Annotated in this window: 23 protein-coding genes; 18 read left to right on the forward strand and 5 right to left on the reverse strand. The window is 74.6% G+C overall.

Translation table 11 applies throughout. The features are described 5' to 3' along the window. Window positions 1–14: 14 nt before the first annotated feature. A complete protein-coding gene (locus ABZ809_RS28270) occupies window positions 15–1,400 on the forward strand; it encodes a class I adenylate-forming enzyme family protein (RefSeq protein ID WP_357565654.1) in 1,386 nt (461 codons plus the stop codon). Here ABZ809_RS28270 and ABZ809_RS28275 read toward each other — a convergent pair. After that, entirely contained in the window at window positions 1,331–2,197 is an 867-nt protein-coding gene (locus ABZ809_RS28275) for a 4'-phosphopantetheinyl transferase superfamily protein (RefSeq protein ID WP_357565655.1), read from the reverse strand. The genes ABZ809_RS28270 and ABZ809_RS28275 overlap by 70 nt on opposite strands. 15 nt (window positions 2,198–2,212) lie before the next feature. Here ABZ809_RS28275 and ABZ809_RS28280 point away from each other — a divergent pair, with 15 nt between their 5' ends. The 15 genes from ABZ809_RS28280 (at window position 2,213) to ABZ809_RS28350 (ending at window position 16,403) form a co-directional block, all read left to right on the forward strand. Further along, window positions 2,213–2,479 carry an acyl carrier protein gene (locus ABZ809_RS28280; protein WP_357565656.1) on the forward strand — a complete coding sequence of 89 codons (267 nt, stop codon included), beginning with the start codon at window positions 2,213–2,215 and terminating at the stop codon, window positions 2,477–2,479. Beyond that, complete coding sequence (locus ABZ809_RS28285; RefSeq protein ID WP_357565657.1) at window positions 2,479–2,763, forward strand: acyl carrier protein; 285 nt, start codon at window positions 2,479–2,481, stop codon at window positions 2,761–2,763. The genes ABZ809_RS28280 and ABZ809_RS28285 overlap by 1 nt, the downstream gene beginning before the upstream one ends. Continuing rightward, the gene (locus ABZ809_RS28290; protein WP_357565658.1) at window positions 2,756–3,838 is read left to right on the forward strand and encodes a beta-ketoacyl synthase N-terminal-like domain-containing protein; all 1,083 of its coding nucleotides are present in this window, start codon (window positions 2,756–2,758) and stop codon (window positions 3,836–3,838) included. The genes ABZ809_RS28285 and ABZ809_RS28290 overlap by 8 nt, the downstream gene beginning before the upstream one ends. After that, window positions 3,835–4,380: a beta-ketoacyl synthase chain length factor gene (locus tag ABZ809_RS28295; RefSeq protein ID WP_357565659.1), complete on the forward strand. Its 546-nt coding sequence runs from the start codon at window positions 3,835–3,837 to the stop codon at window positions 4,378–4,380. The genes ABZ809_RS28290 and ABZ809_RS28295 overlap by 4 nt, the downstream gene beginning before the upstream one ends. Beyond that, window positions 4,377–5,993 (forward strand): class I adenylate-forming enzyme family protein, encoded by a 1,617-nt coding sequence (locus ABZ809_RS28300; RefSeq protein WP_357565660.1) that lies wholly within the window; start codon window positions 4,377–4,379, stop codon window positions 5,991–5,993. The genes ABZ809_RS28295 and ABZ809_RS28300 overlap by 4 nt, the downstream gene beginning before the upstream one ends. Further along, window positions 5,990–7,228 (forward strand): beta-ketoacyl-[acyl-carrier-protein] synthase family protein, encoded by a 1,239-nt coding sequence (locus tag ABZ809_RS28305; RefSeq protein WP_357565661.1) that lies wholly within the window; start codon window positions 5,990–5,992, stop codon window positions 7,226–7,228. The genes ABZ809_RS28300 and ABZ809_RS28305 overlap by 4 nt, the downstream gene beginning before the upstream one ends. A 69-nt stretch (window positions 7,229–7,297) precedes the next feature. Continuing rightward, window positions 7,298–8,410, forward strand: coding sequence for a 4-hydroxyphenylpyruvate dioxygenase (gene hppD, locus ABZ809_RS28310; RefSeq protein WP_357565662.1), 1,113 nt, complete (start codon window positions 7,298–7,300; stop codon window positions 8,408–8,410). Next, complete coding sequence (locus ABZ809_RS28315; RefSeq protein WP_357565663.1) at window positions 8,407–9,336, forward strand: phytanoyl-CoA dioxygenase family protein; 930 nt, start codon at window positions 8,407–8,409, stop codon at window positions 9,334–9,336. The genes hppD and ABZ809_RS28315 overlap by 4 nt, the downstream gene beginning before the upstream one ends. 1 nt (window position 9,337) lies before the next feature. Next, the gene (locus ABZ809_RS28320; protein ID WP_357565664.1) at window positions 9,338–10,135 is read left to right on the forward strand and encodes a DUF3050 domain-containing protein; all 798 of its coding nucleotides are present in this window, start codon (window positions 9,338–9,340) and stop codon (window positions 10,133–10,135) included. Continuing rightward, window positions 10,132–11,103: a thiamine pyrophosphate-dependent dehydrogenase E1 component subunit alpha gene (locus ABZ809_RS28325; RefSeq protein ID WP_357565665.1), complete on the forward strand. Its 972-nt coding sequence runs from the start codon at window positions 10,132–10,134 to the stop codon at window positions 11,101–11,103. The genes ABZ809_RS28320 and ABZ809_RS28325 overlap by 4 nt, the downstream gene beginning before the upstream one ends. Then, window positions 11,104–12,075, forward strand: a complete 972-nt coding sequence (locus ABZ809_RS28330; RefSeq protein ID WP_357565666.1) for a transketolase C-terminal domain-containing protein — start codon at window positions 11,104–11,106, stop codon at window positions 12,073–12,075. Continuing rightward, complete coding sequence (locus ABZ809_RS28335) at window positions 12,076–13,434, forward strand: hypothetical protein (protein ID WP_357565667.1); 1,359 nt, start codon at window positions 12,076–12,078, stop codon at window positions 13,432–13,434. A 150-nt stretch (window positions 13,435–13,584) separates the two neighbouring features. Then, window positions 13,585–14,832: a hypothetical protein gene (locus ABZ809_RS28340; protein WP_357565668.1), complete on the forward strand. Its 1,248-nt coding sequence runs from the start codon at window positions 13,585–13,587 to the stop codon at window positions 14,830–14,832. Window positions 14,833–14,869: 37 nt separating this feature from the next. After that, on the forward strand, window positions 14,870–15,847 hold the full coding sequence (locus tag ABZ809_RS28345; RefSeq protein ID WP_357565669.1) for a phosphotransferase: 978 nt from the start codon (window positions 14,870–14,872) through the stop codon (window positions 15,845–15,847). 112 nt (window positions 15,848–15,959) lie between these two features. Then, a complete protein-coding gene (locus ABZ809_RS28350) occupies window positions 15,960–16,403 on the forward strand; it encodes a hypothetical protein (RefSeq protein WP_357565670.1) in 444 nt (147 codons plus the stop codon). A gap of 292 nt (window positions 16,404–16,695) precedes the next feature. On the opposite strand, the gene ABZ809_RS28355 is transcribed toward ABZ809_RS28350, so the two are convergent. The 3 genes from ABZ809_RS28355 to ABZ809_RS28365 form a co-directional block, all read right to left on the reverse strand. Beyond that, window positions 16,696–19,332, reverse strand: a complete 2,637-nt coding sequence (locus ABZ809_RS28355; RefSeq protein ID WP_357565671.1) for a tetratricopeptide repeat protein — start codon at window positions 19,330–19,332, stop codon at window positions 16,696–16,698. 63 nt (window positions 19,333–19,395) lie between these two features. Further along, window positions 19,396–20,043 carry a response regulator transcription factor gene (locus ABZ809_RS28360; RefSeq protein ID WP_357565672.1) on the reverse strand — a complete coding sequence of 216 codons (648 nt, stop codon included), beginning with the start codon at window positions 20,041–20,043 and terminating at the stop codon, window positions 19,396–19,398. Continuing rightward, the gene (locus tag ABZ809_RS28365) at window positions 20,007–21,932 is read right to left on the reverse strand and encodes a histidine kinase (RefSeq protein ID WP_357565673.1); all 1,926 of its coding nucleotides are present in this window, start codon (window positions 21,930–21,932) and stop codon (window positions 20,007–20,009) included. Before ABZ809_RS28365 ends, ABZ809_RS28360 begins: the two co-directional genes overlap by 37 nt. Window positions 21,933–22,063: 131 nt before the next feature. Between ABZ809_RS28365 and ABZ809_RS28370 the strand changes: the two genes are divergently transcribed. Further along, window positions 22,064–22,798, forward strand: coding sequence for an ABC transporter ATP-binding protein (locus tag ABZ809_RS28370; protein WP_357565674.1), 735 nt, complete (start codon window positions 22,064–22,066; stop codon window positions 22,796–22,798). Next, the gene (locus ABZ809_RS28375) at window positions 22,795–23,538 is read left to right on the forward strand and encodes an ABC transporter permease (protein WP_357565675.1); all 744 of its coding nucleotides are present in this window, start codon (window positions 22,795–22,797) and stop codon (window positions 23,536–23,538) included. The genes ABZ809_RS28370 and ABZ809_RS28375 overlap by 4 nt, the downstream gene beginning before the upstream one ends. A 79-nt stretch (window positions 23,539–23,617) precedes the next feature. Here the strand turns inward: ABZ809_RS28375 and ABZ809_RS28380 are convergent, their stop codons facing one another. Beyond that, window positions 23,618–23,875, reverse strand: a complete 258-nt coding sequence (locus ABZ809_RS28380) for a hypothetical protein (protein ID WP_357565676.1) — start codon at window positions 23,873–23,875, stop codon at window positions 23,618–23,620. Window positions 23,876–23,947: the final 72 nt, after the last annotated feature.

Genomic DNA, 23,947 nt, shown 5'->3' on the forward strand with positions numbered 1-23,947 from the left:
GGCGGTGAGCGGTAGTGGTGACGGGAAATCCTGCGGCTACAGACCCGGTTTGGGTAGACGAAATCCTGCTTTCCGGCCGATCGACAGACATTTGTCTAAGCCTGCCCGAGCCGGTGGACCGGGGCGCCCTGCACCGGCTGGTGGTCGACGCGCAGGCCCGCCTCGGCGCCGCCGGCCTGCGCCCCGGAGGTGCCGCCGCGCTGCGGATGCCGCCGTCACTGGCGTACGTGGTGAACCTGCTGGCGACCTGGCGCACCGGGGCGCAGGCGATCCTGCTCGACCACCGGCTCACCGACCACGAGGTCGACCGGGCGCTGGAGCGGCTCACCCCGCAGGTGGTGGTGGCCCCGGTCCGCACCGGCGGCGGCGCGCTACGGATCTTCGTGGACGTCACCGAGGGCGTCACCGCGTACGCCGACCGCCCGGCGGTCAGCGGACACGCGGTGATCCAGCTCAGCTCCGGCTCCACGGGGCCGTCCAAGGTGATCGGCCGTACCGCCGACGACCTGGTCGCCGAGGTACACCGCTACACCCGCATCGACGGGGTGGCGCTGCCCGGCGAGCGGATCATCCTGCTGCCCTCGATGGTGCACGTGCTCGGCCTGGTCGGCGGCCTGCTCTACGGCCTGCACGCCGGGGTCGAGCTGGTGCCGCCGGAGCGGCTCGCCGGCGACGCCGTGCTGGCCGCGATCGCCGCCGCCGACTCGCCGGCCACGGTGCTCGGTGTGCCGTTCCACATCGGACTGCTCGCCTCCACCCGGCCCGCCGGCCCGCTGCCGCAGTTCAAGCGGATGACCACCGGCGGCGAGCTGGTGCCGGCCGCCGTGGCCCGCGCCTTCACCGACCGGTACGGCGTGCCGCTGGGCAACATGTACGGGATGACCGAGGTCGGCGTCATCGGCACCGACCTGTACGGCCAGCACCGCCCGTCGATCGCCCCGGCGCCCGGCGTCGACGTCCGCGAGGTCGACGGCGAACTCCAGGTGAGCTGCCCCGCCTCGCCCTACGTCGGGCTGAGCGATCCCACCCGCTGGGCCGACGGCTGGCTGCGTACCCGCGACGCCGGCACCGTCGACCCGGACACCGGTCTGGTCACCGTGCGCGGGCGGCTCGACTCGCAGGTCTCGGTCGGCGGCCTCAAGGTCGACCTCACCGAGGTGGAGGCGACCGTCGCCGGGCTGCCCGGCGTCGCCGCCGCCGTGGTCGTCTTCGACGGCGGCATCACCGCGTACGTGCAGCCGGACGGCCCGCTGTCGGAGGAGGTGCTCGACAAGCTGCTCGCGGAGCGGCTGGCCGGCTACAAGCGCCCGCGCACCCTGCACCTGCTGGATCAGTTGCCCCGTACCACCACCGGCAAGCTGGTCCGGTCGGTCGACGCGCTGCGGGCGGCGGCGACGTGACCGGTCCGCCGCCCCGCTCCGACGTCCCCGTCCTCCGCCGCCGGCCCGTCGACCACCGGCACGTCGCCATGCATCTCGTCAACCGACGGCAGGTCGCCACGCAGGGCGTCGCCGGGCAGGATCTCGACCCGCACCGCGCCGGTGGCGACGACCGCGACCGCCAGGACCAGGCCCCCGCCCACCGGCGGATGCCCGACGCGCAGCCGCCCGCCGGCCGACGGGTCCCAGCTCGCGGAACACCCCGGGGAACCGGGCACGGGCCGCAGCGCGCCGTCGAGCCCGCCGGGCACCGGCCGCAGCGACCCGTCGGGGTCGCCGGGCACGGGCATCCGCCGGCCTGGGCCGCCGTCGCGCAGCCCCACCCCGAGCGCCTTGCCCACGGCCTCCTTCGCCGTCCACAGCCGCAGGAAGTCCGCCACCCGCCCGCCATCGGGACGGCCGGCCAGCCAGGCCGCCTCGGCCGGGGCGAACCACCGCCGGGCCAGCGCCAGCGCGGGCAGCGGACGGCACCGCTCCACGTCGACCCCCACCGGGCCGCCGACGCGGGCGGCCACCGCGACCACCCCGCCGGCCCGGCTGACGCTGACCGCGAGCCCCGCCCGGGCGTCGCCGCCGCGCACCGTGACCAGCGGGCGCCCGTCGCGGTCGTGCCCCGCCACGATCTCGGCCTCGGGGCAACCGAGCAGGGCGGCACCCGCCCGCCGCAACAGCGGCCCGGCCGGGGCCGGCCGACCGCCGACGCCCTGGCAGATCCACACGTACGCGGTGTCCCGACCGGGCACCGGTGACTGGCTCACGGAAAGAGGTTAACCATGCGACCCGAGATCCGCGCCTTCGTCGTCGAGCAGCTCGAGGACATGAACTACGACGTCGAGGGACTCGACGACGAGACCACGCTCGGCCCGTCCGGGGTGGACCTGGAGTCGCTGGCGCTCGCCGACCTGGCCGTACGGGTGGAGGACCGCTACGGCCTGAAGTTCGCCGACGACGAGTCCGAGAAGCTGGCCCTGATGACGGTCGGCGAGTTCACCACGATGGTCGCCGACCGGGTCGCCGGGGCGACGAGCGACAACTCCTGATGGCCGGCCAGCCCGACCTGGACCGGGCCGACCTGGTGGCCATGCTCGCCGAACTGGCCGGGAAGCCCGCCGCCGAGGTCGGCGACCGGATCGGCTCGATGGAACTGGCCTGGCTGGTGCACCTCGTCGAGCAGCGCCACGACCGCCGGCTCGACCTCACCGACGACCAGCTCGCCGGGATCCGCACCGTCGACGACGCCCTGGCTGTCTTCCGGGCCTGCCTGACGGCCCCGACCGCGCCGCACGGCCCGCCCGCTCCGACGACCGCCACCGCCGATGGCTGAGCGACCCGCCGTCCAGCTCACCGGCGTGCACGCCACCAGCGCGCTCGGCCGGGGGGCCGACGCCCAACTCGCCGGCGTGCTCGCCGGTGCCCCGGTGTTCCGGCCGGTGGACCGCTTCGACACGACGCCCCGCCGGGTCGACGCCGCCGCCACCCTGCCCGACGTCGGCGACCTGGCCCACGAACTGGCCGAGGCGGTCGACGCGGCGTGCCGGGACGCGCGGCTCGACGCGGGCCGCCGCGCGGGCACCGCCCTGCTGCTGGCCGTGCACGGCGGCGCGGCGGTGCCGGCGCTCACCACCGGGCTGGCCGCCCGGACCGGGCTCACCGGCCCGCGCCGGGCTTACACCACCGCCTGCGTCTCGGCGAGCAGCGCGGTCGCCGACGCCGCGGCCCTGATCCGCCGGGGCGACGTCACGCGTGCGGTGGTGGCCGCCGGATACCTGGTCGAGCCGGACCAGTACGCGCTCTTCGACGCCGGTCGCGCCCTCGCCACCGACGGCGCGGTGCGCCCGTTCAGCACCGGCCGCACCGGGCTGCTGCTCGGCGACGGGATCGCCGCGGTGGTGTTGGAGTCGCCGGCCGTCGCCCGCCGCCCGGTCGCCGGTCTGCTCGGCTGGGGCCGGGCCGGGGACGCGTTCCATCCCTGCCAACCCGAGCCGGGCGGGCGGGGCCTGGCCCGCGCGGTCACCGCCGCGCTGCGCCGGGCCGGGCTGGCGGCCGAGGAGATCGGGTACGTCAACGCCAACGCCACCGGCGCCGCCCACAGCGACGCCGCCGAGGCGGCGGCGCTGCGTACCGCGCTCGGCGCGGCGGCGGCCCACGTTCCGGTCAGCTCCACCAAGGCGCTGCACGGGCACGCCCTGGAGGCCTCCGGGCTGCTGGAACTGGTGGTGACAGTGCTCGCCGTGCGGCACGGGAAGCTGCCCGTCAACGCCGGCTGGCTCGGCCCCGACCCGGCCTGCCCGCTGGACGTCGTGCGCGACGCACCCCGGCCGGCCGCCACCGGCTACGCGCTCAGCCTGAACGCCGCCTTCGGCGGCGCGAACACCGCACTGCTGGTGGGTGCGGCATGAGCGGGGCCGGCCGTCGCCTCACCACGCTGGCCGAGGCGGCCTGGCCCGAGCCGGGCGACGGGGCGCCGCCGCCGGTGCCCGGGTACGTGCACTCCCGCTTCGCGCCCCTGGTCGCGGCGGTCGCCGAGCGGTGCCTGACCCGGGCGTACGGCCGGCGGCCGGTCCCCGACGGCGAACGCACGGCGGTCGTGCTGGTCAGCGCGGCCGGCGACGTGGCCAGCGCGGCGCACGTGCGCGCCACGGTCGCCGCCGGTGGCCGCCCCGGGCCGCTGTTCTTCTTCCAGTCGGTGCCCAACAGCGTGGCCGGGCACGTGGCCGCCCGCTGGGAGCTGGGCGGGCCGGTGCTCTGCCTCGCGCCGACCGGCGACCCGCGCGCCGAGGGAGCCGCCGAGGTCGACCTGCTGCTGCACGACGGCGACGCCGACCGGGCGTTGCTGGTCCTGATCGAACAGGCACCCGACGACAGCGGTGCGCGGGGTCCGGGCGACCCGCCCGGCACCCGGGCCGTCGCGGTGCTGCTGGTGGGAGGAGACACACCATGAGGAGCCGGGGACTGCGCGGGGAGCTGGCCACGGACGAGCGGATCGGCGCCGGCAACGTACTGGCCCGGGTGCTGGCGCACGGCGCCGACCCGGCCGGGCCGGGCCTCACCTTCGACACCGCCGTCGACGGCCACCCGGCCGAGCTGCCGCTCACCCTGGGCCAGCTCGACGAGCGGGTCGCCGCCCGCGCCGCCTGGCTGCACGAGCGGGGGATCAAGCCCCGCGACCCGGTCGCCGTCTGGGCCACCGCCGCCGCCGACATGGTGCTCAGCTACCTCGCGCTGACCCGCCTCGGGGCGATCCCGGCGCTGATGAACGGCCGGCTGCGCCCCGAGATCGCCGCCGAGTACATCCGCCGGCTGCGCGGCGTCGGGGTGCTCGCCGACGACGCGCACCTCGCCCTGCTGGCCGACCACGACCTCGGCGTGCCGGTGCTCGGCACCCCGGCGCAGGCCGGCACGGGCGATCCGGCCGCCGCGCCGGAGCACTACCGGCACCACGCCGACGACCCCGTCGTCATCACCCACACCTCGGGCACCACGGGCGTGCCCAAGGCGGTGCTGCACTCGCACGCCAGCCTGTTCGCCGCCACCCGGCACCTGCTCACCATGCCGCAGGCGCAGGGCACCCGCCGCATCCTCAACGCGCTGCCCGCCCCGCACACCGCCACCGTGCTCATGGTCAACCAGGCTCTCGGCAACCGGGCGGAGATGTTCCTGCTCTCCGACCAGGGCGGCGAGCGGGTGCTGGACGCGATCCAACGGTGGCGCCCCGACGGGGTGTTCGGCTTCTCCGTGACCTGGGCGGAGCTGGCCCGCTTCGACCTGGCCGCGTACGACCTGGCCTCGGTGTCGCTGTGGTTCAACACCGGCGACTGCTCGCACGAGCCGCACGTGCGCCGGCTCGTCGCGGTCGGCTCCCGCGACGTGCTGACCCGCGAGGGGATCACCCGGGTGCCCGGCTCGGTCTTCATCGACGGGCTCGGCTCCAGCGAGATGGGGCACTCGATGTTCCACATCACGCACCGCGCCGACACCGACCGGTACGGCCGCTGCGTCGGCCGGCCCTACCAGTTCGCGAAGGTCGCCGTGCTCACCGCCGACGGCGACCCGGCACCGGCCGGCGAGGTGGGCTGGCTCGGCATCGACTCGCCGTCGCTGTTCCGGGGCTACTGGAACGACTCCGCCACCACGTACCGGTTCCGCCAGCGCGGCTGGTACCTCACCGGCGACCTGGTGTACGCCGACGCCGAGGGCCGTTACTACCACCTGGACCGGGCCGTCGACTCGGTCGACGCGGGCGACGGCCGGCGGTTCTACACCGCGCTGTCCGAGGAGCGCGTCCTCGCCGCCTGCCCGGACGTCACGGACTGCACCGTCGTGATCGCCTCCGGGGCCGACGGGGTGGTCACCGACGTGCTGCTGGAACTCGCCGCCGGCGCCGATCCCGCGGCGGACCGCACCGCGCGGGTGCGGGCCGCGCTCGGCCCGGACGTCGGCGCGACCCTGCGCCGGGTGGTGCCGGTCGACTCCGCCGACATCCCGGTCACCGTCACCGGCAAGGTGCGCAAGGTGGTACTGCGCGAGCGGTACCTCACCGAGGCGCCGTCGTGACCGCCGTCATCACCGGGATGGGGCTGTTCACCCCCGTGGGGCGGGGCGTCGAGGCCACCTTCGACGCGCTGCGTACCGGCCGCTCCGGGCTGAGCCGGCCGCCGGCCGGGCACCCCGCCGCCGGGTCGCTGGAGGTCGCCGGCCTGCTGCCGGACATCGACCCGCGTACGGTCGCCACCGGGCCGGAGACCCGGGTGCTGGACCGGATCGTGGTGCTCGCCCTGCTCGCCGCCGCCGACGCGCTCGCCGACGCCGGCGTCGAGGTGGGCCGGGACGTGGACCCGGGGCGGGTCGGGGTGATCGTCGGCGGGGTCGGCGGGATGTCCACCCTGGAGTCGCAGGTGCTGGCCCGGGCCGCGCGGGGCCGGTCGGCGGTCAGCCCGTACCTGCTCACCGGGATCCTGCCGAACATGCCGGCGGCCCGCATCGCCATCCGGTACGGCATCCGCGGTTACACCTCGTCGGTCGGCACCGCCTGCGCCTCCGGCGCCCAGGCGGTCGCCGACGCGGTCCGGCTGATCCGGGCCGGAGAGGCCGACGTGGTGCTCTGCGGGGCCAGCGAGGCGCCCCTGTTCCCCACGTTCGCCGACACCTTCGGCAACGCCCGGGCGCTCGCCCGGGGCTGGGCCGACCCGGCCGCGGCGAGCCGGCCGTTCGACGCCGGCCGCAACGGTTTCGTGCTCGCCGAGGGCGCCGCGCTGTTGGTGGTGGAACGCGCCGAGCACGCCGCCGCCCGGGGCGCCACCGGCTACGCCGAGGTCGCCGGGTACGGGGCGACCACCGACGCGTACCACCCGACCGCCCCCCGGCCCGACGGGGCCGGCGCGGCGGAGTGCATGCGGCGCGCCCTGGCCAGCGGCGGCGTGCCCGCCGCCCAGGTCGGCTACGTCAACGCGCACGGCACCGGTACGAAGCTCGGCGACGTCGCCGAGACCACCGCGCTGGCCGAGGTGTTCGGTGCCGGCGGCGTGCCGGTCAGCTCCACCAAGGCGCTCACCGGCCACCTGCTCGGCGCGTCCGGCGTGCTGGAGGCGGCGGCCACCGCGCTGGCGCTCGGCCGGGGCCTGCTCCCGCCGACGCACAACCTCGACGACCCGGACCCGGCCTGCCCGGCGGACCACATCCGCGCCGAGCCGCGCGCGACGGAGACCGGATACGCCTTGACCAACTCCTTCGGCTTCGGCGGCCAGAACGTGAGCCTGCTGCTCGCACGGGCCGCCCGGCCGAGGGGCTGACCACGCAACACACCGGGCGGACCGCGCCCGGACGGCAACCACGGGAAACCGTGGAAAGGGCTGAGGACATTGGACATCCGAGGAATCGACCACATCGAACTCTTCGTGGGGGACGCCCGGCAGGCGGCCTTCTACTTCGACCGGGCCGTCGGCTTCCAGCCGCGCGGCCACGGCGGCCCCGAAACCGGGCTGGTCGACCAGCGGTCGGTGCTGCTGTGCCAGGCGGACATCCGGATGCTGCTCACCACCGGGCTGACCGCCGAGCACCCGGCGTCGCGGTACGTGCAGCGGCACGGCGACGGCATCGCGGTGGTCGCGCTGGAGGTCGACGACGCGGCCGGCGCGTACGCCGAACTGGTGCGCCGGGGAGCGGCGGGGGTGACGCCGCCGACCGTCTTCAGCGGCGCGGACGCCGAGGTGGTGACCGCCGAGGTGGGCGGCTTCGGCGACGTGCTGCACCGCCTCGTGTCCCGCCACGGCGACCGGGGCGAGTTCCTGCCCGGAGCGGTCGAGATGACGCCCCCGGCCGGCGGCGGGCACGACAAGCTGCTCACCGAGATCGACCACCTGGCGGTCTGCGTGCCGCCCGGGCAGCTCGACGAGACGGCCCGGTACTACCGGGACGTGTTCGGCTTCGCGGAGATCTTCACCGAGCACGTCGAGGTCGCCGGGCAGGCGATGAACTCCACGGTGGTGCAGAGCCCCTCCGGGCGGGTCACCCTCGTGCTGCTGGAACCGGACCGCGACCGCCGGCCGGGCCAGCTCGACGCCTTCCTCGACCAGCACGCCGGCGCCGGCGTGCAGCACCTGGGGCTGCGCACCGACGACATCGTCACCGCCGTCGCCACCCTCGCGGACCGGGGGGTGCGGTTCGCCGGCACCCCCGCCAGCTACTACGACGCCCTCCAGGAGCGGGTCGGCCGGGTCGACGCGCCGCTGGACCGGCTGCGTGACCTCGGCGTGCTGGTCGACCGCGACCACGGCGGGCAGCTGTTGCAGATCTTCACCGAGTCCATGCACGTGCGCCGCACGCTCTTCCTGGAGCTGATCGAGCGGCGCGGGGCGCGGACCTTCGGTAGCGGCAACATCAAGGCGCTCTACGAGGCCAAGGAACGGGAACTGGCCGCGGCGGGGGCGACCCCCACCGGCGCGGCCCCGACACCGCAGGAGGTGCGGACGTGACCACCACAGAGTTCGAGCCGACGCTGACCGCCGAGGAGGAGGCGCTGCTTCCCACCGCGGAGGACGTGGAGTTCTACGCCGCGCACGGCTGGTACCTGTCGAGGAAGCTGTTCACCGACGACGAGGTGGACGCCCTCGCGGCGGCCGCCGACCGCTACTACGCCGGCGAGCGGGACCGCCGCCTGCCGGTGCGCCCGCCGAAGCTCGCCTACTGGGAGCCGTCGCGGGGGGCGGTGCAGCGGCACAACGACTACGTCCACCACGAGCACGACGGGCTCGGGGCGATCCTGCGCAAGCCGCTGATCGGCGCGGTCGCCGCCCGCCTCGCCCGGGCCGCCGAGATCCGGATCTTCCAGTCCACGCTGATCCACAAGCCGCCGGTCGCCGGGGAACCGTCGAACATCGTGCCCTGGCACTTCGACAAGCACTACTGGGCGTCCTCGACGTCGGAGGACATGCTCACCGCGTTCATCCCGTTCCACGACTGCGGCGAGGAGATGGGCACCATCACGATGGTCGACGGCTCGCACCGCTGGCAGGAGATCGGCGCCGACGACACGGTGGTGCGCCACTTCGCCGACCGCGACCGCGACCACCTGGAGCAGACCCTCGCCCGCAACGCGGCCCACAACGGCGCGGAGATCCGCAAGGTGCCGGTGGTGATCCCCAAGGGGCACGTGAGCTTCCACCACTGCCGCACCTACCACGGCAGCGGCGCCAACGTCAGCGACCGGCCCCGGCAGGCGATCTCGCTGCACCTGCAGGACGGCGACAACGCCTGGCGGGAGTATCGGCTCTCCGACGGCAGCCTCGCCGCGTACAACCACGACGTGCTGGTCCGCCGCACCCACGACGGGCGGCCGGACTACGCCGACCCCGAATACTGCCCGGTCATCTGGCGCCACCGCGCCCCGCAGGGAGGCTGACATGTCACGGTACGACTGGGGGAAGACGCACCCGGGGATCGAACGGCTGGAGAAGGCGGTGAGCGAGCGCCGCGACGCGGTGGTCCGGCACCCGCTCTACGCCAACCTCGACACCCACGAGGCACTTGTCACCTTCATGGAGCACCACGTCTTCGCCGTCTGGGACTTCATGTCCCTGCTGACGTCGTTGCAGCGGCAGCTCACCTGCGTCACCGTGCCGTGGATCCCGACCGGGCCGACCGGCAGCCGCCGCCTCATCAACGACATCGTGATGGTGGAGGAGAGCGACGAGCTGGGCGACGGCTACATCAGCCACTTCGAGCTGTACGTGCGGGGCATGCGCGAGGCCGGCGCCGACACCACCGCCGTGGACACGCTCATCGACCTGCTGCGGGCCGGCCGCCCGGTGGCCGAGGCGCTGGTCGAGGCCCGGGTGCCCGCGCCGTCCGCGGCGTTCGCCGCGACCACCTGGCAGATCATCGAATCCACCCCGGTGCACTGCCAGGCCGCCGCCTTCGCCTTCGGCCGGGAGGACCTGATCCCCGACATGTTCACCCAGGTCGTCGCGGTCAACGAGCGCAGCCGGCGGCTGCACACGTTCGTCGACTACCTGGAGCGGCACATCGAGGTCGACGGCGAGCAGCACACCCCGATGGCCATGCAGATGCTCGCCGACCTGTGCGGCGACGACGACGCCAGGTGGCAGGAGTGCGCGGACACCGTCAACACCGCGCTCACCGCCCGCGCCCGGCTCTGGGACGACATCCTCGCCGCCGTCAAGCAGGGGCGCGAGCGGTGACCGACGCCGACCCGGTGCGGCTGTACCGGACGGTCCGGCTGATCCGTCGCTTCGAGGAGCGGGCGATCGAGCTGGTCCGGTCCGGGCACATCGTCGGCGGCATCCACCCGTACCTCGGGCAGGAGGGGATCGCCGCCGGGGTGTGCGCCGCGCTGCGCCCCGCCGACCTGGTCGCCGGCACCCACCGGGGGCACGGGCACGTGCTCGCCAAGGGTGCCGACCCGGCCCGGATGCTCGCCGAGCTGTGCGGCCGGGTCACCGGCCTCAACGCCGGCCGGGGCGGCTCGATGCACGCCGCCGACTTCGGCGTCGGCGTGCTCGGCGCCAACGCCATCGTCGGCGCGTCCGGCGCGATCGTCACCGGGGCGGTCTGGGCGCGCCGCCGGCGCGGCGACGACACCGTCGGGGTGAGCTTCTTCGGCGACGGCGCGGTCAACGAGGGGATGCTGCTGGAGGCGTTCAACCTGGCCGCGCTGTGGCGGGTGCCGGTGCTGTTCGCCTGCGAGAACAACGGCTACGCCACCACCATGCCCGTCGCGGGCGCGGTCGCCGGCAGCATCCCCGGCCGCGCCGCCGCGTTCGGCATCCCGGCCGCCGTCGTGGACGGCCAGGACCCCGAGGCGGTACGCGCCGTCGCCGTCGCCGCCGTCGACCGGATGCGTGCCGGCGGCGGCCCCGAGCTGATCGAGGCCCGGACCTACCGGTTCGACGCCCACCACACCTTCGAGCACGCGGTACGCCTCGACTACCGCCCGCCCGAGGAGGTGGCCCGGGGCCGGTCCCGCGACCCGGTGGACATCCAGGGCGCCCGGCTGCCCACCGCCGTACGCGCCGGGGTGGACGCCGAGGTGGAGGACGTGTTGGCGCGGGCCGTGGAGTTCGCGCTCGCCAGCGCGGAACCGGACCCGGCCGACGCGCTCGCGCACCTGTACGCCAGCGGCCTGACCCCGCGCACCGGAGGTGGCTAGATGCCCAGGCTGTCCTACCGCAGGGCGCTCACCCGGGCGCTCGCCGACGAGCTGGCCCGCGACGACTCGGTGTTCCTGCTCGGCGAGGACATCCGGGTGGCCGCCTCGAACGTCACCGCCGGGCTGTTCAAGCGGTTCGGCCCGGACCGGGTGCTCGACACCCCGCTGTCGGAGCAGGCGTTCACCAGCTTCGCCACCGGGGCGGCCCTGGCCGGGATGCGGCCGGTGGTGGAGTTCCAGATCCCGTCGCTGCTGTTCCTGGTCTTCGAGCAGATCGTCAACCACGCGCACAAGTTCCCGCTGATGTCCGGCGGCCAGTGCGCCGCACCGGTCACCTACCTGGTGCCGGGTTCCGGCTCCCGGACGGGCTGGGCGGGGCAGCACTCCGACCACCCGTACAGCCTCTTCGCGCATGTCGGGGTGACCACTGTCGTGCCGGCCACCCCGGCCGACGCGTACGGGCTGCTGGTGTCGGCGGTGCGGTGCGACGACCCGGTGGTGGTCTTCGCACCGGCCGGCGCGCTGGACGTGCGCGCCGACGTGGACCTAGCCGCGCTCGCGCCGGTACCGCTGGGCCGGGCCCGGGTGCACCGGCCCGGCGACGACGTGACAGTCGTCGCGGTCGGGCACCTGGTGCACGACGCCCTCGCGGTCGCCGAGGACCTGGCCGACGAGGTGTCGGTGGAGGTGTTCGACCCGCGCACCCTCCACCCGTTCGACTGGGACGCCCTCGCCGAGTCGCTGCGGCGCACCGGGCGACTGGTGGTGGTGGACGACTCCAACCGCTCCTGCGGAATCGCCGGGGAGATCATCGCGACGATGGTCGAGCGGGTGCGGCTGGTGGCGCCGCCGCGCCGGGTCACCCGCCCCGACGGCGCGGTGCTGCCGTTCGCCCCGGCGCTGGACCGGGCCGTGCAGCCGAGCCGCGAGCAGCTCCTGGCCGCCATCCAACACGTCATGAAGGACGGATGAATGAACGACGCCGACTACCGCTGGCCCACCGCCGCGCGGGCGTGGCTCGACCTGCCCGCGCCGCTGCGCGCCGAGCTGGTGGCCGCCGGAGCGGAGTCCTGGCGGGAGATCTTCGACGGCCGGGCCACGTACAACAAGCAGTGGCGGCTGGCCCGGCCGCCGGTGATGGACGAGACCTCGCTCGGCGTGCTCAACGCCGTCTCCGACCGGCTCGCCCAGCTCGTCTTCGAGGCGTGCCGGCGGCGGGCCGGCACGGCGGGGGAGCTGCGCCGGCTGCTGAACGTGCCCGACGGCGAGACCCGGCTGCTCGACGACGACGAGCCGCTGACCGAGGCGCTGCTGGCCGCGTTCCGGCCGGACGTGCTGCTCTCCGACGGGGTGCCCCGGTTCGTCGAGTACAACATCGACAGCAGCCTCGGCGGCGCGTTCGACGCGGACACCACCGTGCGCCGCTTCGTCGAGGTCTACCGGCGGCGCGGCCTCACCGGCCGGGCCCGGCTGACGGCGGCGCCCTCGGCGGTCGACCGGCGGTTCGCCGCGATCCGCGCCGGCCTCGGCCTGCCCGAGGGCGCCCGGGTCGCCATGCTGATCGACTTCGACGCCGAGTACCCGGGGCTGGACGACCCGCAGCGGTTCGTCCGGCTGCTGTCGCCGGTGGTCGAGCGGGCCGCCGCGTTCGGGCTGGACCTGGTCGTCGCGCCCGTCTCCGGGGTGACGCTCGACGACCGGAGCCGGTTGGTCGCCGACGGTGCCCCGGTCGACGGGGTGTTCCGGCTCTTCGTGCCCAACCGGATCACCCCGAGCGCCGGGGTGGCCGCCCTGGAGGCGGGGCTGGCGGCGGGCACGGTGCCGATGTGGGTGTCGACGGCGGCCTGGCTGATCGCCAACAAGCAGGCCTTCGCCTGGCTGTGGGAGGACGCCGACGCGCTGCCGGCGGCGGACCGGGACCTGGTCCACCGGTACGTGCCGCGCACCTGGTCGCTCACGCCGGAGCGGCTCGACCGGGCGGTGGCCGACCGGCACGACCTGGTGGCGAAGCCGGCCGACGGCTCCGCCGGGGTGGACGTGCTGATCGGCCGCGAGGCCGACGACGACACGTGGCGGGACGGGCTGGTCCGGGCCGTCGGCCGGGGCGGCTTCATCCTTCAGGAGTACGTGCGGGCCGACGACGTCCCGCTGGACTTCGTGCACATCGAGACCGGCGAGACGGTCAGCGCCGACGTGCCGTACAGCATCGCCCCGTACCTGTTCGGCCGCCGGGCGGCGGGCGCCTGCATCCGCACCGGCTTCCCCGGCTGCGACGGGGTGCTCAACCTGGCCCGGGGCGTCCTTCTCTCCGGCCTCCTGGTGGTCGACTGACGCCGCGCGGGGCGGCGGCCCGGCCGGTGACGGGGTGAGGAGTTCCGGCAGGATCCGCACGACGCACCGCGAGGACGTTTGCAAGAGTCGATGTGAGCGGTTTGGATGGGGTCGTCGACGACGATCGCCGCTCTCCTGAAGGAGCCCGCCATGGGATTTGGTCATCGATGGCTGTCGCGAACGGGGGCGGTGGCCCTGCTCGTCCTCGCCGGGCTGGCAGTCCCCGCCGGTCCCGCTCCGGCGGCGGATGCCGAACCGAGGTTCACGTTCGACGTGACCGGTACGACGGTTCCGTTGGGCGTCGGGAAGAAGCGGATCCATCTCAGACTCACCAATCTGACCGGCCGCACGCCGAGAGAGGCGATCTTCTACGTCCGCCCTGGCGAGCAGGACTGGCCGGACGGGATCTCCCTGATGTGGCCGGAGGGCGGTGGCTCCGGCGAGTGCGACGGCGACGCCGCGGGTTGGTACTGCCGGATCGGTCCGGGCGCGCTTCCGGAGTTGCTGCCGGCAGCCGGCGAGACGGTGGATCTTCCCTTCGACGTCAACGTGCAGGAAAACCAACAGCCCTACGAAGGCACGTTCTCCGTCGAGGCCGGCATGGCCTGGGGCGACGAGCCGATGAAGACCGCTGCCCGCAAGCTGTTCACGCTCAGGTTGGTCGACGATCCCGAGGCCGATCTGTCGGTGGTGGCGCCGGACGTGAAGCAGTCGGTGCGGGTCGGTGCGGGCGGCAGGCTCGAACCCACCGGGACGTTGCAGCCGGGCGAGACGGGCGCGGTGCGATTCCGGATCGTCAACCAGGGCCGGAAGGCGGTCGGTGGCATCAAGGTGACGCTGCGCCTGCCCGAGGCGGTGACGTTCACCCGACCGCCGAAGGAGTGCGTGGTCGCCGCAGACCGGCGGTCGGCCGTCTGCACCTACGACACGCTCGCGCTGATACCGGTCGGCCAGGACACCGACCCGAACGACGGCAGCTACTCCGCCGTCGAGTTGCACAATCTGGTGACGGTGGCGGCCGCCACCAGGGCGCCCGTCACGTTGACGGGCGGGACGGTGCAGGTCGAGGGCCTGGCCGAGCAGCCGGACGTCCGCCCCGGCCCGGCGCGTACCGGGCTGCCGGCGAACGCCGTCGCCGTGCCAGCGGCCGAGGTGGACGACAGCGACAACCGGGACGGGTTCGCGGTCCTGGTCGCGGCGCGCGGCGGTACCGGGGACGACGGCGACGACGGTGACGGTGGCGGCGGTGGTGGCGACCTGCCGATCACCGGGCCGCGGGCCGGGCTGATCGCGGGAACCGGCCTCGCCCTGGTGGCGGGTGGCGGAATCGTGCTGCTCCTCGCCCGACGCCGCCGCGTGGTCGCGGTGGGCGGTGGGGGTGGGACGCCCGCCGCCTGATCGTCCGCCGGGGGAGCCGCCGGGGCAGGACCGCCGGGTGGATGCAGCGCGGGCGAGGGTGACGGTCGACGAGTTGCGGCCCGTGGCGCGGGCGGCGTTCGGGCGGGAACGGGTGCTGATCTCGGCGCACCGGCTGACCGGCGGCTCGAAGAAGGGCGTCTACCGGCTCACCGTCGACGACGGGTCCACCGGCGTCGCCTACGTGTGGCACCCGGGGGAGGACTACTGGCCGGCGCCGGCGGCCCCGGCACCCGACGACCTGTTCGGACACGCCACCGGCGCTGGCCTGTTCGCCGCGGCGCACCGGGAGTTCACCGCCGCCGGGGTGCGGGTGCCCCGGCTGCTGCTGCACCCCACCGCGACCCTGCTGCCGGGCGAGGTGGCGGTGGTGGAGGACGTCCGGGGCGGCACCCTGCACGACCTGCGCCAGCGCGACCCGTGCCGCGCCGGGGCGGTGCTGGCCCGGCTCGGCGACGCCGTCCGGGGCATGCACGCCCGGCGTCGCGACCGGTACGGCCGCCCGGGATCCGCCGGGCCGGCAGCGGGCCGGCCGGTGCAGCGGCTCGTCCTCGACCGGGCGCTGCGCGACCTGGCCGAGGCCGCCGCCCGGGTCGAGCGGATCGCGGCCGTGCGGGACCGGCTCACCGACGCCCTGGCCGAGCGGTACGCCGCCGTGGCGCCCCGCTCCCGCCACGGTCTGATCCACGGTGAACTCGGGCCGGACCACGTGCTCGTCGACGACCGGGACCACCCGGTGCTCGTCGACATCGAGGGCACCATGTTCCTCGACGTGGAGTGGGAACACGCCTTCCTCGAGCTGCGCTTCGGCGACGACTATCCGGCGCTGGCCGTGCCCGGTCTCGACGAGGACCGGCTGCGGCTCTACCGGCTCGCGACGTACCTGTCGCTGGTGGCGGGCCCGCTGCGCCTGCTCGACGGCGACTTCCCCGACCGGGCCGGCATGCTCGGCATAGTCGAGCACAACATCACCCGGACGCTGGCCCAGCTCGCCTGAGCCGTCCTGTTCGAGCCGACGCGAGGCTGGTGTGGCCCTACGAGCCTGGGTGGTAATAGCCGTTCGGGACTGTTCGGAACGGGCGAGATATGGCATGCGAACGAACAGATTGATGTCCTGGTGGCAGGACAGCGAACGCCTGTATCTAGGAGGAACGATGCGTAAACGCGCACTGCTCGCCAGCCTTGCGATGGGTACCACGCTCGGCATCGCGGGTGTCGCCGCGCCCAGTCAGGCCGCGGCACCGGTCTTCTCCCCCTCGGCCACGCAGGACGGCTCCAGCACGATCGCCAGTTACCGTGCTGTCGGCTCACTCGCCACCTACACCTACTGCCCGACTGGTCAGGGCCCCTGGATCGACTACACCGATCGTGGGCGGGGTCATCTCGCCTGCACGGGCTATCTGGTCAAGGTCGGCGTGACCTGCTCCAACGGCGCCGTGCGTTGGTCGGGATCGGACGGGGCGAATGTCGAATGGCGTCCGGATTACAACAAGGTCGACTGCCCCAGGGGCGTCAGTGTGAACAGTCGGGTAAGTATCCGCGCTCAGGGATGAGGCTCATCCAGCGGGCATGCGCTGTTGCCGGTCACGGCGGAACACCACCACGGACACCGTCGGTTTGACCCGCGACCGAACCGCCTGCCTCGATGGCAGGCGAGTGTGAGTGGCGCAGGTAGCGCAACGAGGCCCCCGGTCAGGTGATCGGGGGCCTCGCGTGGACGGGGCGTGGGGCTTCGCTGGCGGGACATCGGTGGGGTGGTGCCGAGGATGTGTCAGGGGCAGGACGACCCAGGGCGTAGCCGCAGGGCGAACAGCCCCGCCGCACCGCGCGCCTTCGTCCGCCCGCCTACAACCCGGCGGCGCGGACGGCCGACGCCTCGGCGCGGATCCGCGCCGAGGCGACCGGGTCCCCCGCCAGGCGGTGCGCCTCGGCGAGGGTGTCGAGGCCGATGGCCAGCCAGCTCCGCGAGCCCACCCGTCGCCACAGTTCCACGGCGGCCTCCGCCCGTCGGCGGGCCTGTACCGGGCGGCCGGCGGCAAGCTGCGCCTCTGCCAGCGCGTACGCCGTCGCGGCCTCGCCCCACAGGTTGCCGAACTCGCGGTAGGTCCACAGGCTCCGGGCCAGCAGCCGACGGCCCTCGCCGTGTTCACCCTGGCGGACGAGGACGTCGCCGAGCCAGCAGTTGGCGTGGGTCGCGGAGAGCCGGTCGCCGAGGTCCTCGCTGATCGAGGCGGCCTGTCGGAAACAATCGGCGGCGAGCGGGTAGGCGCCGAGGGCGCGGTGGCTCTGTCCCAGGCACCGCAACGCCTGGGCCTCACCGGGCCGGTAGCCGGCGGCCCGGCTCACTCCCAGACACTCCTCGAACCGTTGCCGGGCGGCCTCGACCCGCCCCTGCTCCAGGTCGATGACGCCGATGCCGTTGGTGGCGTAGACGAGGCAGTTCACGTTGCCGGCGGCGCGCGCCAGGTCGACGGCCGCTTCGAAGTGACGCACCGCCGGGCCGTACTGGCCGAGCAGCCGGTGCACGTACGCCAGGCCGGCGGTGGCGCTGGCCTGGAAGGCGGCATCCTGACCGTGGGCGAGCAGCAGGGCCTGTTCGAAGTGGCCCAGTGCCTCCGGGTACCGGTCCAGGACGGTGGTGAGCTCGCCGAGGCAGCGGTGGAGCTTGGCGGCGCTGCGCTGGTCCGCTGCGTGCAGCGCGGCCTTGAGCGCCCGGCTCTGGAGCCGTTCCCACTCGTCGAAGTGGCTGCGCACCTGGAAGAACGTGGTCAACCCGGCGGCCAGCCCGGCGGCCAGCCCGGCCGTCGGCCCGGCGGCTGGTGCGGTCCCGGTGTCGTCCAGCGCCTGGTCGACCAGGGCGGTGAGGAAGCGGCGTTCGTCGTCGAACCAGGCCACCGGATCGGCGACGAACTGGTCGGTGTCCGCCGCCGGGAGCCGCCAGGACACCAGGTAAGCCTGCGGGGCGCCCTGGAAGTCCGCCCTCAGGGCGTCCGCGGTCAGGTCGGTCAGGTGCAGGCTCGCGCTGAGCAGCCGGGTGAGCGCCTCCGTCCGGCTCTGCCGTGGCACCTCCCGCTCCAGCAGCTCCCGGCCGAGCAGCCGCACGAGGTCGTGCAGGCGGTAGCGGAATCCGCTGGCACCGACCGCCCCGATCTCGACCAGGTGCACCTCCACCAGGTCGTCGAGGATGGCTTCCGCGTCGGAGAGGGTGGTGTCGAGCAGCGCGGCCAGCGCCCACGCGGCGAAGTCCGGCCCGGGCGACAGGCTGAGCACCAGCAGGGCCCGCTGCGCCGTCGGGGCCATCCCCCGGTAGGTGAGTTCGAGGCTGGCCCGTACGGCGACGTCACCGACGGCCAGCTCGTCGAGCCTGCGCTGCTCGTCGGCGAGCGCCTGGGCGACCTTGGTCAGCGGCCAGTGCGGCCGGGCGGCCAGCCGCGCCCCGGCCACCCACACCGCCAGGGGCAGACCGCCGCAGGTCTGCACGATGAACCGGGCCGCGGCGGGCTCCGCGGCGGCCCGCTCGCGACCCAACATCTCACCGAGCAGCGCGAGCCCTGCGGCCTGGTCGAGGGTGCCCAGGGACAGGCGGCGGCTGCCCAGGTCGGCCAGCGTGGTGCGGCTGGTGACGATGGCGGCGCACCGCCCGCCGTTGGGCAGCAGGTCGGTGACCTGCCGGGTGGTCGCCGCGTTGTCCAGGATGATGAGCATCCGCCGCTGCGCCAGCAGGGTGCGGTAGAGGTGGATCCGGCTCATCAGCTCCGAGGGCACCGTGCCTCCGCGCACGCCGAGTGCGCGCAGGAAGGCACCGAGGACCGTGATCGGCTCCAGCGGCTCGTCGCCGAACCCGCCCAGGTCGATGTAGAGCTGACCGTCCGGGAAGTGCGCGGCGAGCAGGTGCCCGAGGCGTACCGCGAAGGCGGTCTTGCCGACGCCGGCCGGCCCGCTGACCACGACAGTCACCGGCCCGGACGAGGCCAGGTCCAGCAGCCGACGCGTCTCGGACAGCTCGCCGTCGCGGCCGACGAACAGCGGCAGGTCCGGTGGCAGTAGACAGGGGGCCACCGGCCGCGCGGCCGGCCCGTCCGGACGGAGACCGACGTGCCTGCCCGGCTCGGGCCCGGCGGGTGCCGCCGGGGACGCGGTCCCCGGCTCGGCGGACGGGTCGGAAGCCTGCCCCGGTGTGCCCACGGCTGACACGAAGTTGTCGGGCAGGGTCAACGCGCGGCGGGCTTCCACCCACTCCCGTACGGCCGCCGGATCGCCGCCGCAGGCCCGGACCAGGGCCGCGACCACCTCCTCCGACGGCAGCGAGACCCGGTTGAGCGAGGTCGCGACGGTGCTCGCCGGCAACTGGTCCCCGACCCTCCGCGCCCGCCGCTCCAGCGCCCGGTACGACAGTCGGGACCAGGCCTTCACGCCGCGTAGCCGAGCGACGAACTCTGCTGCTGTCCGTGCCGTGCCGGGTCGGGGTAGCGGCGTCGTCACGCACCGAATCCTATCGACGCCTGTCATGCGGGGCCATCCGTCACCGGCCAGGGAGAGCGGTTCTCAGGCGTCGTTGAGGTACGCGAGGACGGCGAGGACGCGGCGGTTGTCGTCGGAGGACGGGGGGAGCCGCAGCTTGCCGAAGATGCTCGCGGTGTGCTTGCCCACGGCGCTCTCGCTGAGGAACAGCCGCTGCGAGATGGCGGCGTTGGAACGCCCCTGGGCCATGAGTTCGAGCACGTCCCGCTCGCGCGGCGTGAGGCGGGCCAGGGGCGAGGCGGTGCCGCCGGCCGTCAGCAGCTTGGCGATCACCTCGGGGTCCATGGCGGTGCCGCCCGCCGCGACGCGGCGCACGGCGTCGACGAACTGGTCGGCGTTCAGGACGCGGTCCTTGAGCAGGTAGCCGACCGCGCCGGCCCCGTCGGCCAGGAGTTCCCGGGCGTAGAGCTGTTCGACGTGCTGGGACAGCACCAGCACCGGAAGGCCGGGGACGTCACGCCGGGCGGCCAGCGCCGCCTGGAGGCCCTCGTCGGTGAAGGTCGGCGGCAGCCGTACGTCGACGATGGCCACGTCGGGCCGGTGCCGGGCCAGGGCAGTGCGTAGGGAGGGCCCGTCGCCGACTGCCTCGGCGATGGTGAAGCCGTGGCTTTCCAGGAGCAGGACCAGCCCGTCCCTCAGGATGTGGAGGTCTTCGGCGAGGACGACGCGCACGGGATCTCCATGGTGACGACGGTGGGTCCGCCGGGCGGACTGTGCAGGGTCAGGGTCCCGTCGAATGTAGCGAGCCGACGTTGGACGCCGCGCAGCCCGGTCCCCGCGGCCGGGTCGGCCCCGCCGGGACCGTCGTCGGCCACCACCATCCGGAGCACCCCGGCGCGGTGCGACAGCGCGACGGTGATGTGGGCCGCGCAGCGGGCCGCGTTGGTGAGGGCCTCGCAGGTGACGAAGTAGGCGGCCGACTCGACCGGGGCGTCGAGCCGGCCGGGCAGGTCGACGTCCACGTCCACCGGCAGCGGGGTGTCGAGCGCGATCGCCCGGATCGCGTCGCCGAGTCCGCGTTCGGCCAGCACCGGCGGGTGGATGCCGCGTACCAGGTCGCGCAGCTCGGCCAGCGCGGCGGCGGACGTCTCCTGCGCCTGTCCCAGCAGCCGCCGCGCCCGCACCGGTTCGGTCTCCATGAGCCGCGCGACGGCGGCCAGGCTGAGCCCGACGGCGATGAGCCGAGCCTGGGCGCCGTCGTGCAGGTCGCGTTCGATGCGGCGCAGCTCGGCCGCCTGCACGTCGACGGCGTCGGCCCGGGTGGTGGCGAGGTGCGCGACCCGCGAGGCCAGTACGGCGGCCGCCGTGGGGGTGAGCAGGAGCCGGTCCCACGCCAGCCGCAGCCTCATCAGCGGGCCGGCCAGGCCGAGCCCGAGCAGCGCCACGGCCAGCCCGACGGGCATGCTCGCCCAGTCCGGGAACCACGGCCCGACGAGGCCGACGTGCTCGATGCCGAACCACAGGTAGAACGGGGTGATCCAGTAGCCGCTGAACAGGCCGATCGGCACCGCCCAGCTTGCCCAGGTCAGCGGCTGGCAGAACAGGCCGTAGAACCCGAAGCCGACCAGGACCGCCGGGACGAACGAGAGCGGAGCCAGGACGACCGAGCCCAGTGACCAGAGCTGGTCCCGCCAGGTGGCCGGGTCACCGAGCAGCCACCCTGGCCGCTGACCCTGGACGGCCGCCACGAGATCGGTGTACAGGACCCGCCCGACCCGGTAGTTGCCGTCCTCGCCGGGGCGGGGCGGCGGCGGGTACGGCCGGTACGGCGCGGGCAGGTCGGCGCCCGTCCACCGGCCGACGTGGCGCCGGTAGAGCTCCACCACCGACCGCGTGACCGGCAGGGTGTACGGCAGCAGCCCACCCCACGACACGACGGCGGTGAGCAGGTTGAGCAGCAGGCCGCCGAACGCGGCGAGGGACAGCCCGGCCAGGCCGGCCATTCGCCAGGTCGCGGCCGACGTCCGGGCGACCCAGCGGCCGACCGCCGTCCTCGGCGGCTCGCCGGTCCCCAGCAGCACACCGGTCCACCGCCCGTACGCCCGCAGCGCCGATGGCGCGAGCAGGAACGCGGCCACGATCGCCGCGACGGCCACCGGCACCGACCACGCGAGCGGCCAGGGGGGCGAGGCGAGCAGGAACACGCCGGCCGCGATCAGCGCGGGCGGCGCCAGGAGCGGAATCGCGCCGGTGACCGGGGTGAGCATCAGCCACGCCCATTCCCGGCCGAGCGTCGGGTCCTTCGCGTGGTGGTCCAGCCTGAGCAGGAACGCCGGCACCCGGGGCGACCTGAACACGGTGTCCCCGTGGACGTACCACCCGTCCTCGCGCCGGTGCGGTGCGGGTGGCGGCGACCGTACGGGCTCGGGGAGGTCCGCTCCGGCCCAGGCGCGGGTGAGCCGGCGGGCCAGCGCGGTCAGCCGGAACTGGCCGGAGACGACGAGCGGGTAGGGGATCACCAGGGTGGCGGCGATCACGAGGAGGTATCCGTAGGCGAACCCGGTCGCGACCAGGACGACCAGGGCGACGCAGCGCGGTACGGCGAGCACGAAGCGGGTCACGTGTCGAGTCTTCGCCGCACCGACCGCCACCGCATCGGGGCAGGGTACCGACCAGGGGTGGGGCTGGGTACACCCCCACCGGGCGGCTGGACCCATTCTCCGCACCCGCCGCGATTCCTAGCGTTGCCGGCATGCCAGTCATCGAGGTGCGCAACCTCCGTAAGCAGTACGGCGACCAGGTGGCCGTCGCCGATGTGTCGTTGAGCGTGGACGAGGGCGAGATCTTCGGGCTCGTCGGCCCGAACGGCGCCGGCAAGACCACCACCGTGGAGTGCGTCGAGGGGCTCCGGTCCCCCGACGGGGGATCGGTACGGGTGCTGGGGCTGGACCCGCGCCGGGACCGCGCGGCGGTGCGGCGGAAGCTGGGCATCCAACTCCAGGAGAGCCAGCTGCCGGACCGGATCAAGGTGTGGGAGGCGCTCGACCTGTACAGCTCGTTCTATCCGCACCCGGCCGACTGGCGGGAGCTGATGGACGAGCTGGGCCTGACCCCCAAACGCAACGCGGTCTTCGCGAAGCTCTCCGGCGGCCAGAAGCAACGGCTGTCGATCGCGCTCGCCCTGGTCGGCAACCCGTCGGTGGCGATCCTGGACGAGCTGACCACAGGCCTGGACCCGCAGGCGCGGCGGGACACGTGGGAGCTGGTCCGGCAGGTCCGGGACCGGGGCGTCACGGTCGTGCTGGTGACCCACTTCATGGACGAGGCAGAACGGCTGTGCGACCGGTTGGCGGTCGTCGCGGCCGGGCGGGTGGTCGCCGTCGACACTCCCCGCAACCTGATCGCCGGTGCCCAGGTGCCCGGCGTCGAACGACCCACCCTCGAGGACGCGATCCTCGCCCTCACCGCCGCCGGGAGCAACCGATGACCGCTCTTTCCAAGATCATCCGTGTCGAGGCGAAGCTGTTCCTCCGGGATCCGGTCGGCACGTTCTTCGCCGTCGCGTTCCCGGCCCTGCTGATCCTGGTGCTCGGCCTGGCCATGCCGGGGTTCCGGGAGCCGGCGGACGAGCTGGACGGCCGGCTCCCCTTGGAGGCCTACCTGCCCATCACCATGACGCTGGCCATCGCGACGGTGACGATGATGACGCTGGTGAGCGCCGTGGGCACCTACCGCGAACGGGGCATCCTGCGCCGGCTGTCCACCACCCCGGTCTCGCCGGCGGCGGTGCTCGTCGCGCAGGTGGCCGTGAACGTCGCCGCACTGCTGGTCGCGTGCGGCCTGGCCTGGCTGGTGGCGGCGACCGTCTTCGACGTCCCGCCGCCCGGCAACGCGGCCGGTTTCGTGCTGGCGTTCACGCTCGGGGCGGGCGCGATGTGCGCCGTCGGGCTGCTCGTGACGGCGGTCACGCCGAGCGCCCGGGCCTCGATGGGCATCGGTCAGCTGATCTACTTCCCGATGATGTTCTTCGCCGGGGTGTGGACGCCGGGGCCGCTGATGCCCGACCTGGTGCGGAAGGTCGCCGACTTCACCCCGCTGGGGGCCGCGTCCCAGGCCCTGCAGGACGCCTGGGCGGGCTCCTGGCCCACGCTGACGCACCTGGCCGTGATGGTGGCGTTCACCGTGGTGCTGGGCGGAATCGCGGCCCGCTACTTCCGCTGGGAGTGAACCGCCCTCGGGCGTCGCATCGGGGGAGGGCGGCGTCGCCGACGACGCCGAGACGCCGGGGGAGACCCGGTCGGCGCGGTCACCGGGTCAGGCCCACCAGGGCGGCCAGGTGCGCCACGCCGGCCGGCACCGGGCCGCCGCGTGCCACCTCGTCGATCACCGTACGCGCGACCGGCCGGCACCGGACCTCGGCCGGCGCGGTCCGGTCGGCCTCGACCAGCGCGCGCCCTGCCCGCAACAGGTCACCGACCTGGAGGTACGCCCGCGCGGCGTCCAGCAGGTGCGCGGCCCGGTGCTCGACCGGCAGCCGCCCCCAACCGCTCGCGCGGGTGGCCATCTCGTTTCCGCAGGTCTGACGTCCCGGTTGCCTTGCTGGTGGTACTGTACCGTCCGGACGGTATAGTTCTGG

Origin of the sequence: Micromonospora sp. NPDC047074 (assembly GCF_040643815.1) — a bacterium.
Lineage (GTDB): Bacteria > Actinomycetota > Actinomycetes > Mycobacteriales > Micromonosporaceae > Micromonospora.

Coding starts and splice junctions, on each gene's coding strand:
- ABZ809_RS28280 (WP_357565656.1), top strand. CDS start 2,213: ATGCGACCCGAGATCCGCGCCTTCGTCGTCGAGCAGCTCGAGGACATG.
- ABZ809_RS28285 (WP_357565657.1), top strand. CDS start 2,479: ATGGCCGGCCAGCCCGACCTGGACCGGGCCGACCTGGTGGCCATGCTC.
- ABZ809_RS28290 (WP_357565658.1), top strand. CDS start 2,756: ATGGCTGAGCGACCCGCCGTCCAGCTCACCGGCGTGCACGCCACCAGC.
- ABZ809_RS28295 (WP_357565659.1), top strand. CDS start 3,835: ATGAGCGGGGCCGGCCGTCGCCTCACCACGCTGGCCGAGGCGGCCTGG.
- ABZ809_RS28300 (WP_357565660.1), top strand. CDS start 4,377: ATGAGGAGCCGGGGACTGCGCGGGGAGCTGGCCACGGACGAGCGGATC.
- ABZ809_RS28320 (WP_357565664.1), top strand. CDS start 9,338: ATGTCACGGTACGACTGGGGGAAGACGCACCCGGGGATCGAACGGCTG.
- ABZ809_RS28330 (WP_357565666.1), top strand. CDS start 11,104: ATGCCCAGGCTGTCCTACCGCAGGGCGCTCACCCGGGCGCTCGCCGAC.
- ABZ809_RS28335 (WP_357565667.1), top strand. CDS start 12,076: ATGAACGACGCCGACTACCGCTGGCCCACCGCCGCGCGGGCGTGGCTC.
- ABZ809_RS28340 (WP_357565668.1), top strand. CDS start 13,585: ATGGGATTTGGTCATCGATGGCTGTCGCGAACGGGGGCGGTGGCCCTG.
- ABZ809_RS28350 (WP_357565670.1), top strand. CDS start 15,960: ATGTCCTGGTGGCAGGACAGCGAACGCCTGTATCTAGGAGGAACGATG.
- ABZ809_RS28370 (WP_357565674.1), top strand. CDS start 22,064: ATGCCAGTCATCGAGGTGCGCAACCTCCGTAAGCAGTACGGCGACCAG.
- ABZ809_RS28375 (WP_357565675.1), top strand. CDS start 22,795: ATGACCGCTCTTTCCAAGATCATCCGTGTCGAGGCGAAGCTGTTCCTC.
- ABZ809_RS28380 (WP_357565676.1), bottom strand. CDS start 23,875: ATGGCCACCCGCGCGAGCGGTTGGGGGCGGCTGCCGGTCGAGCACCGG.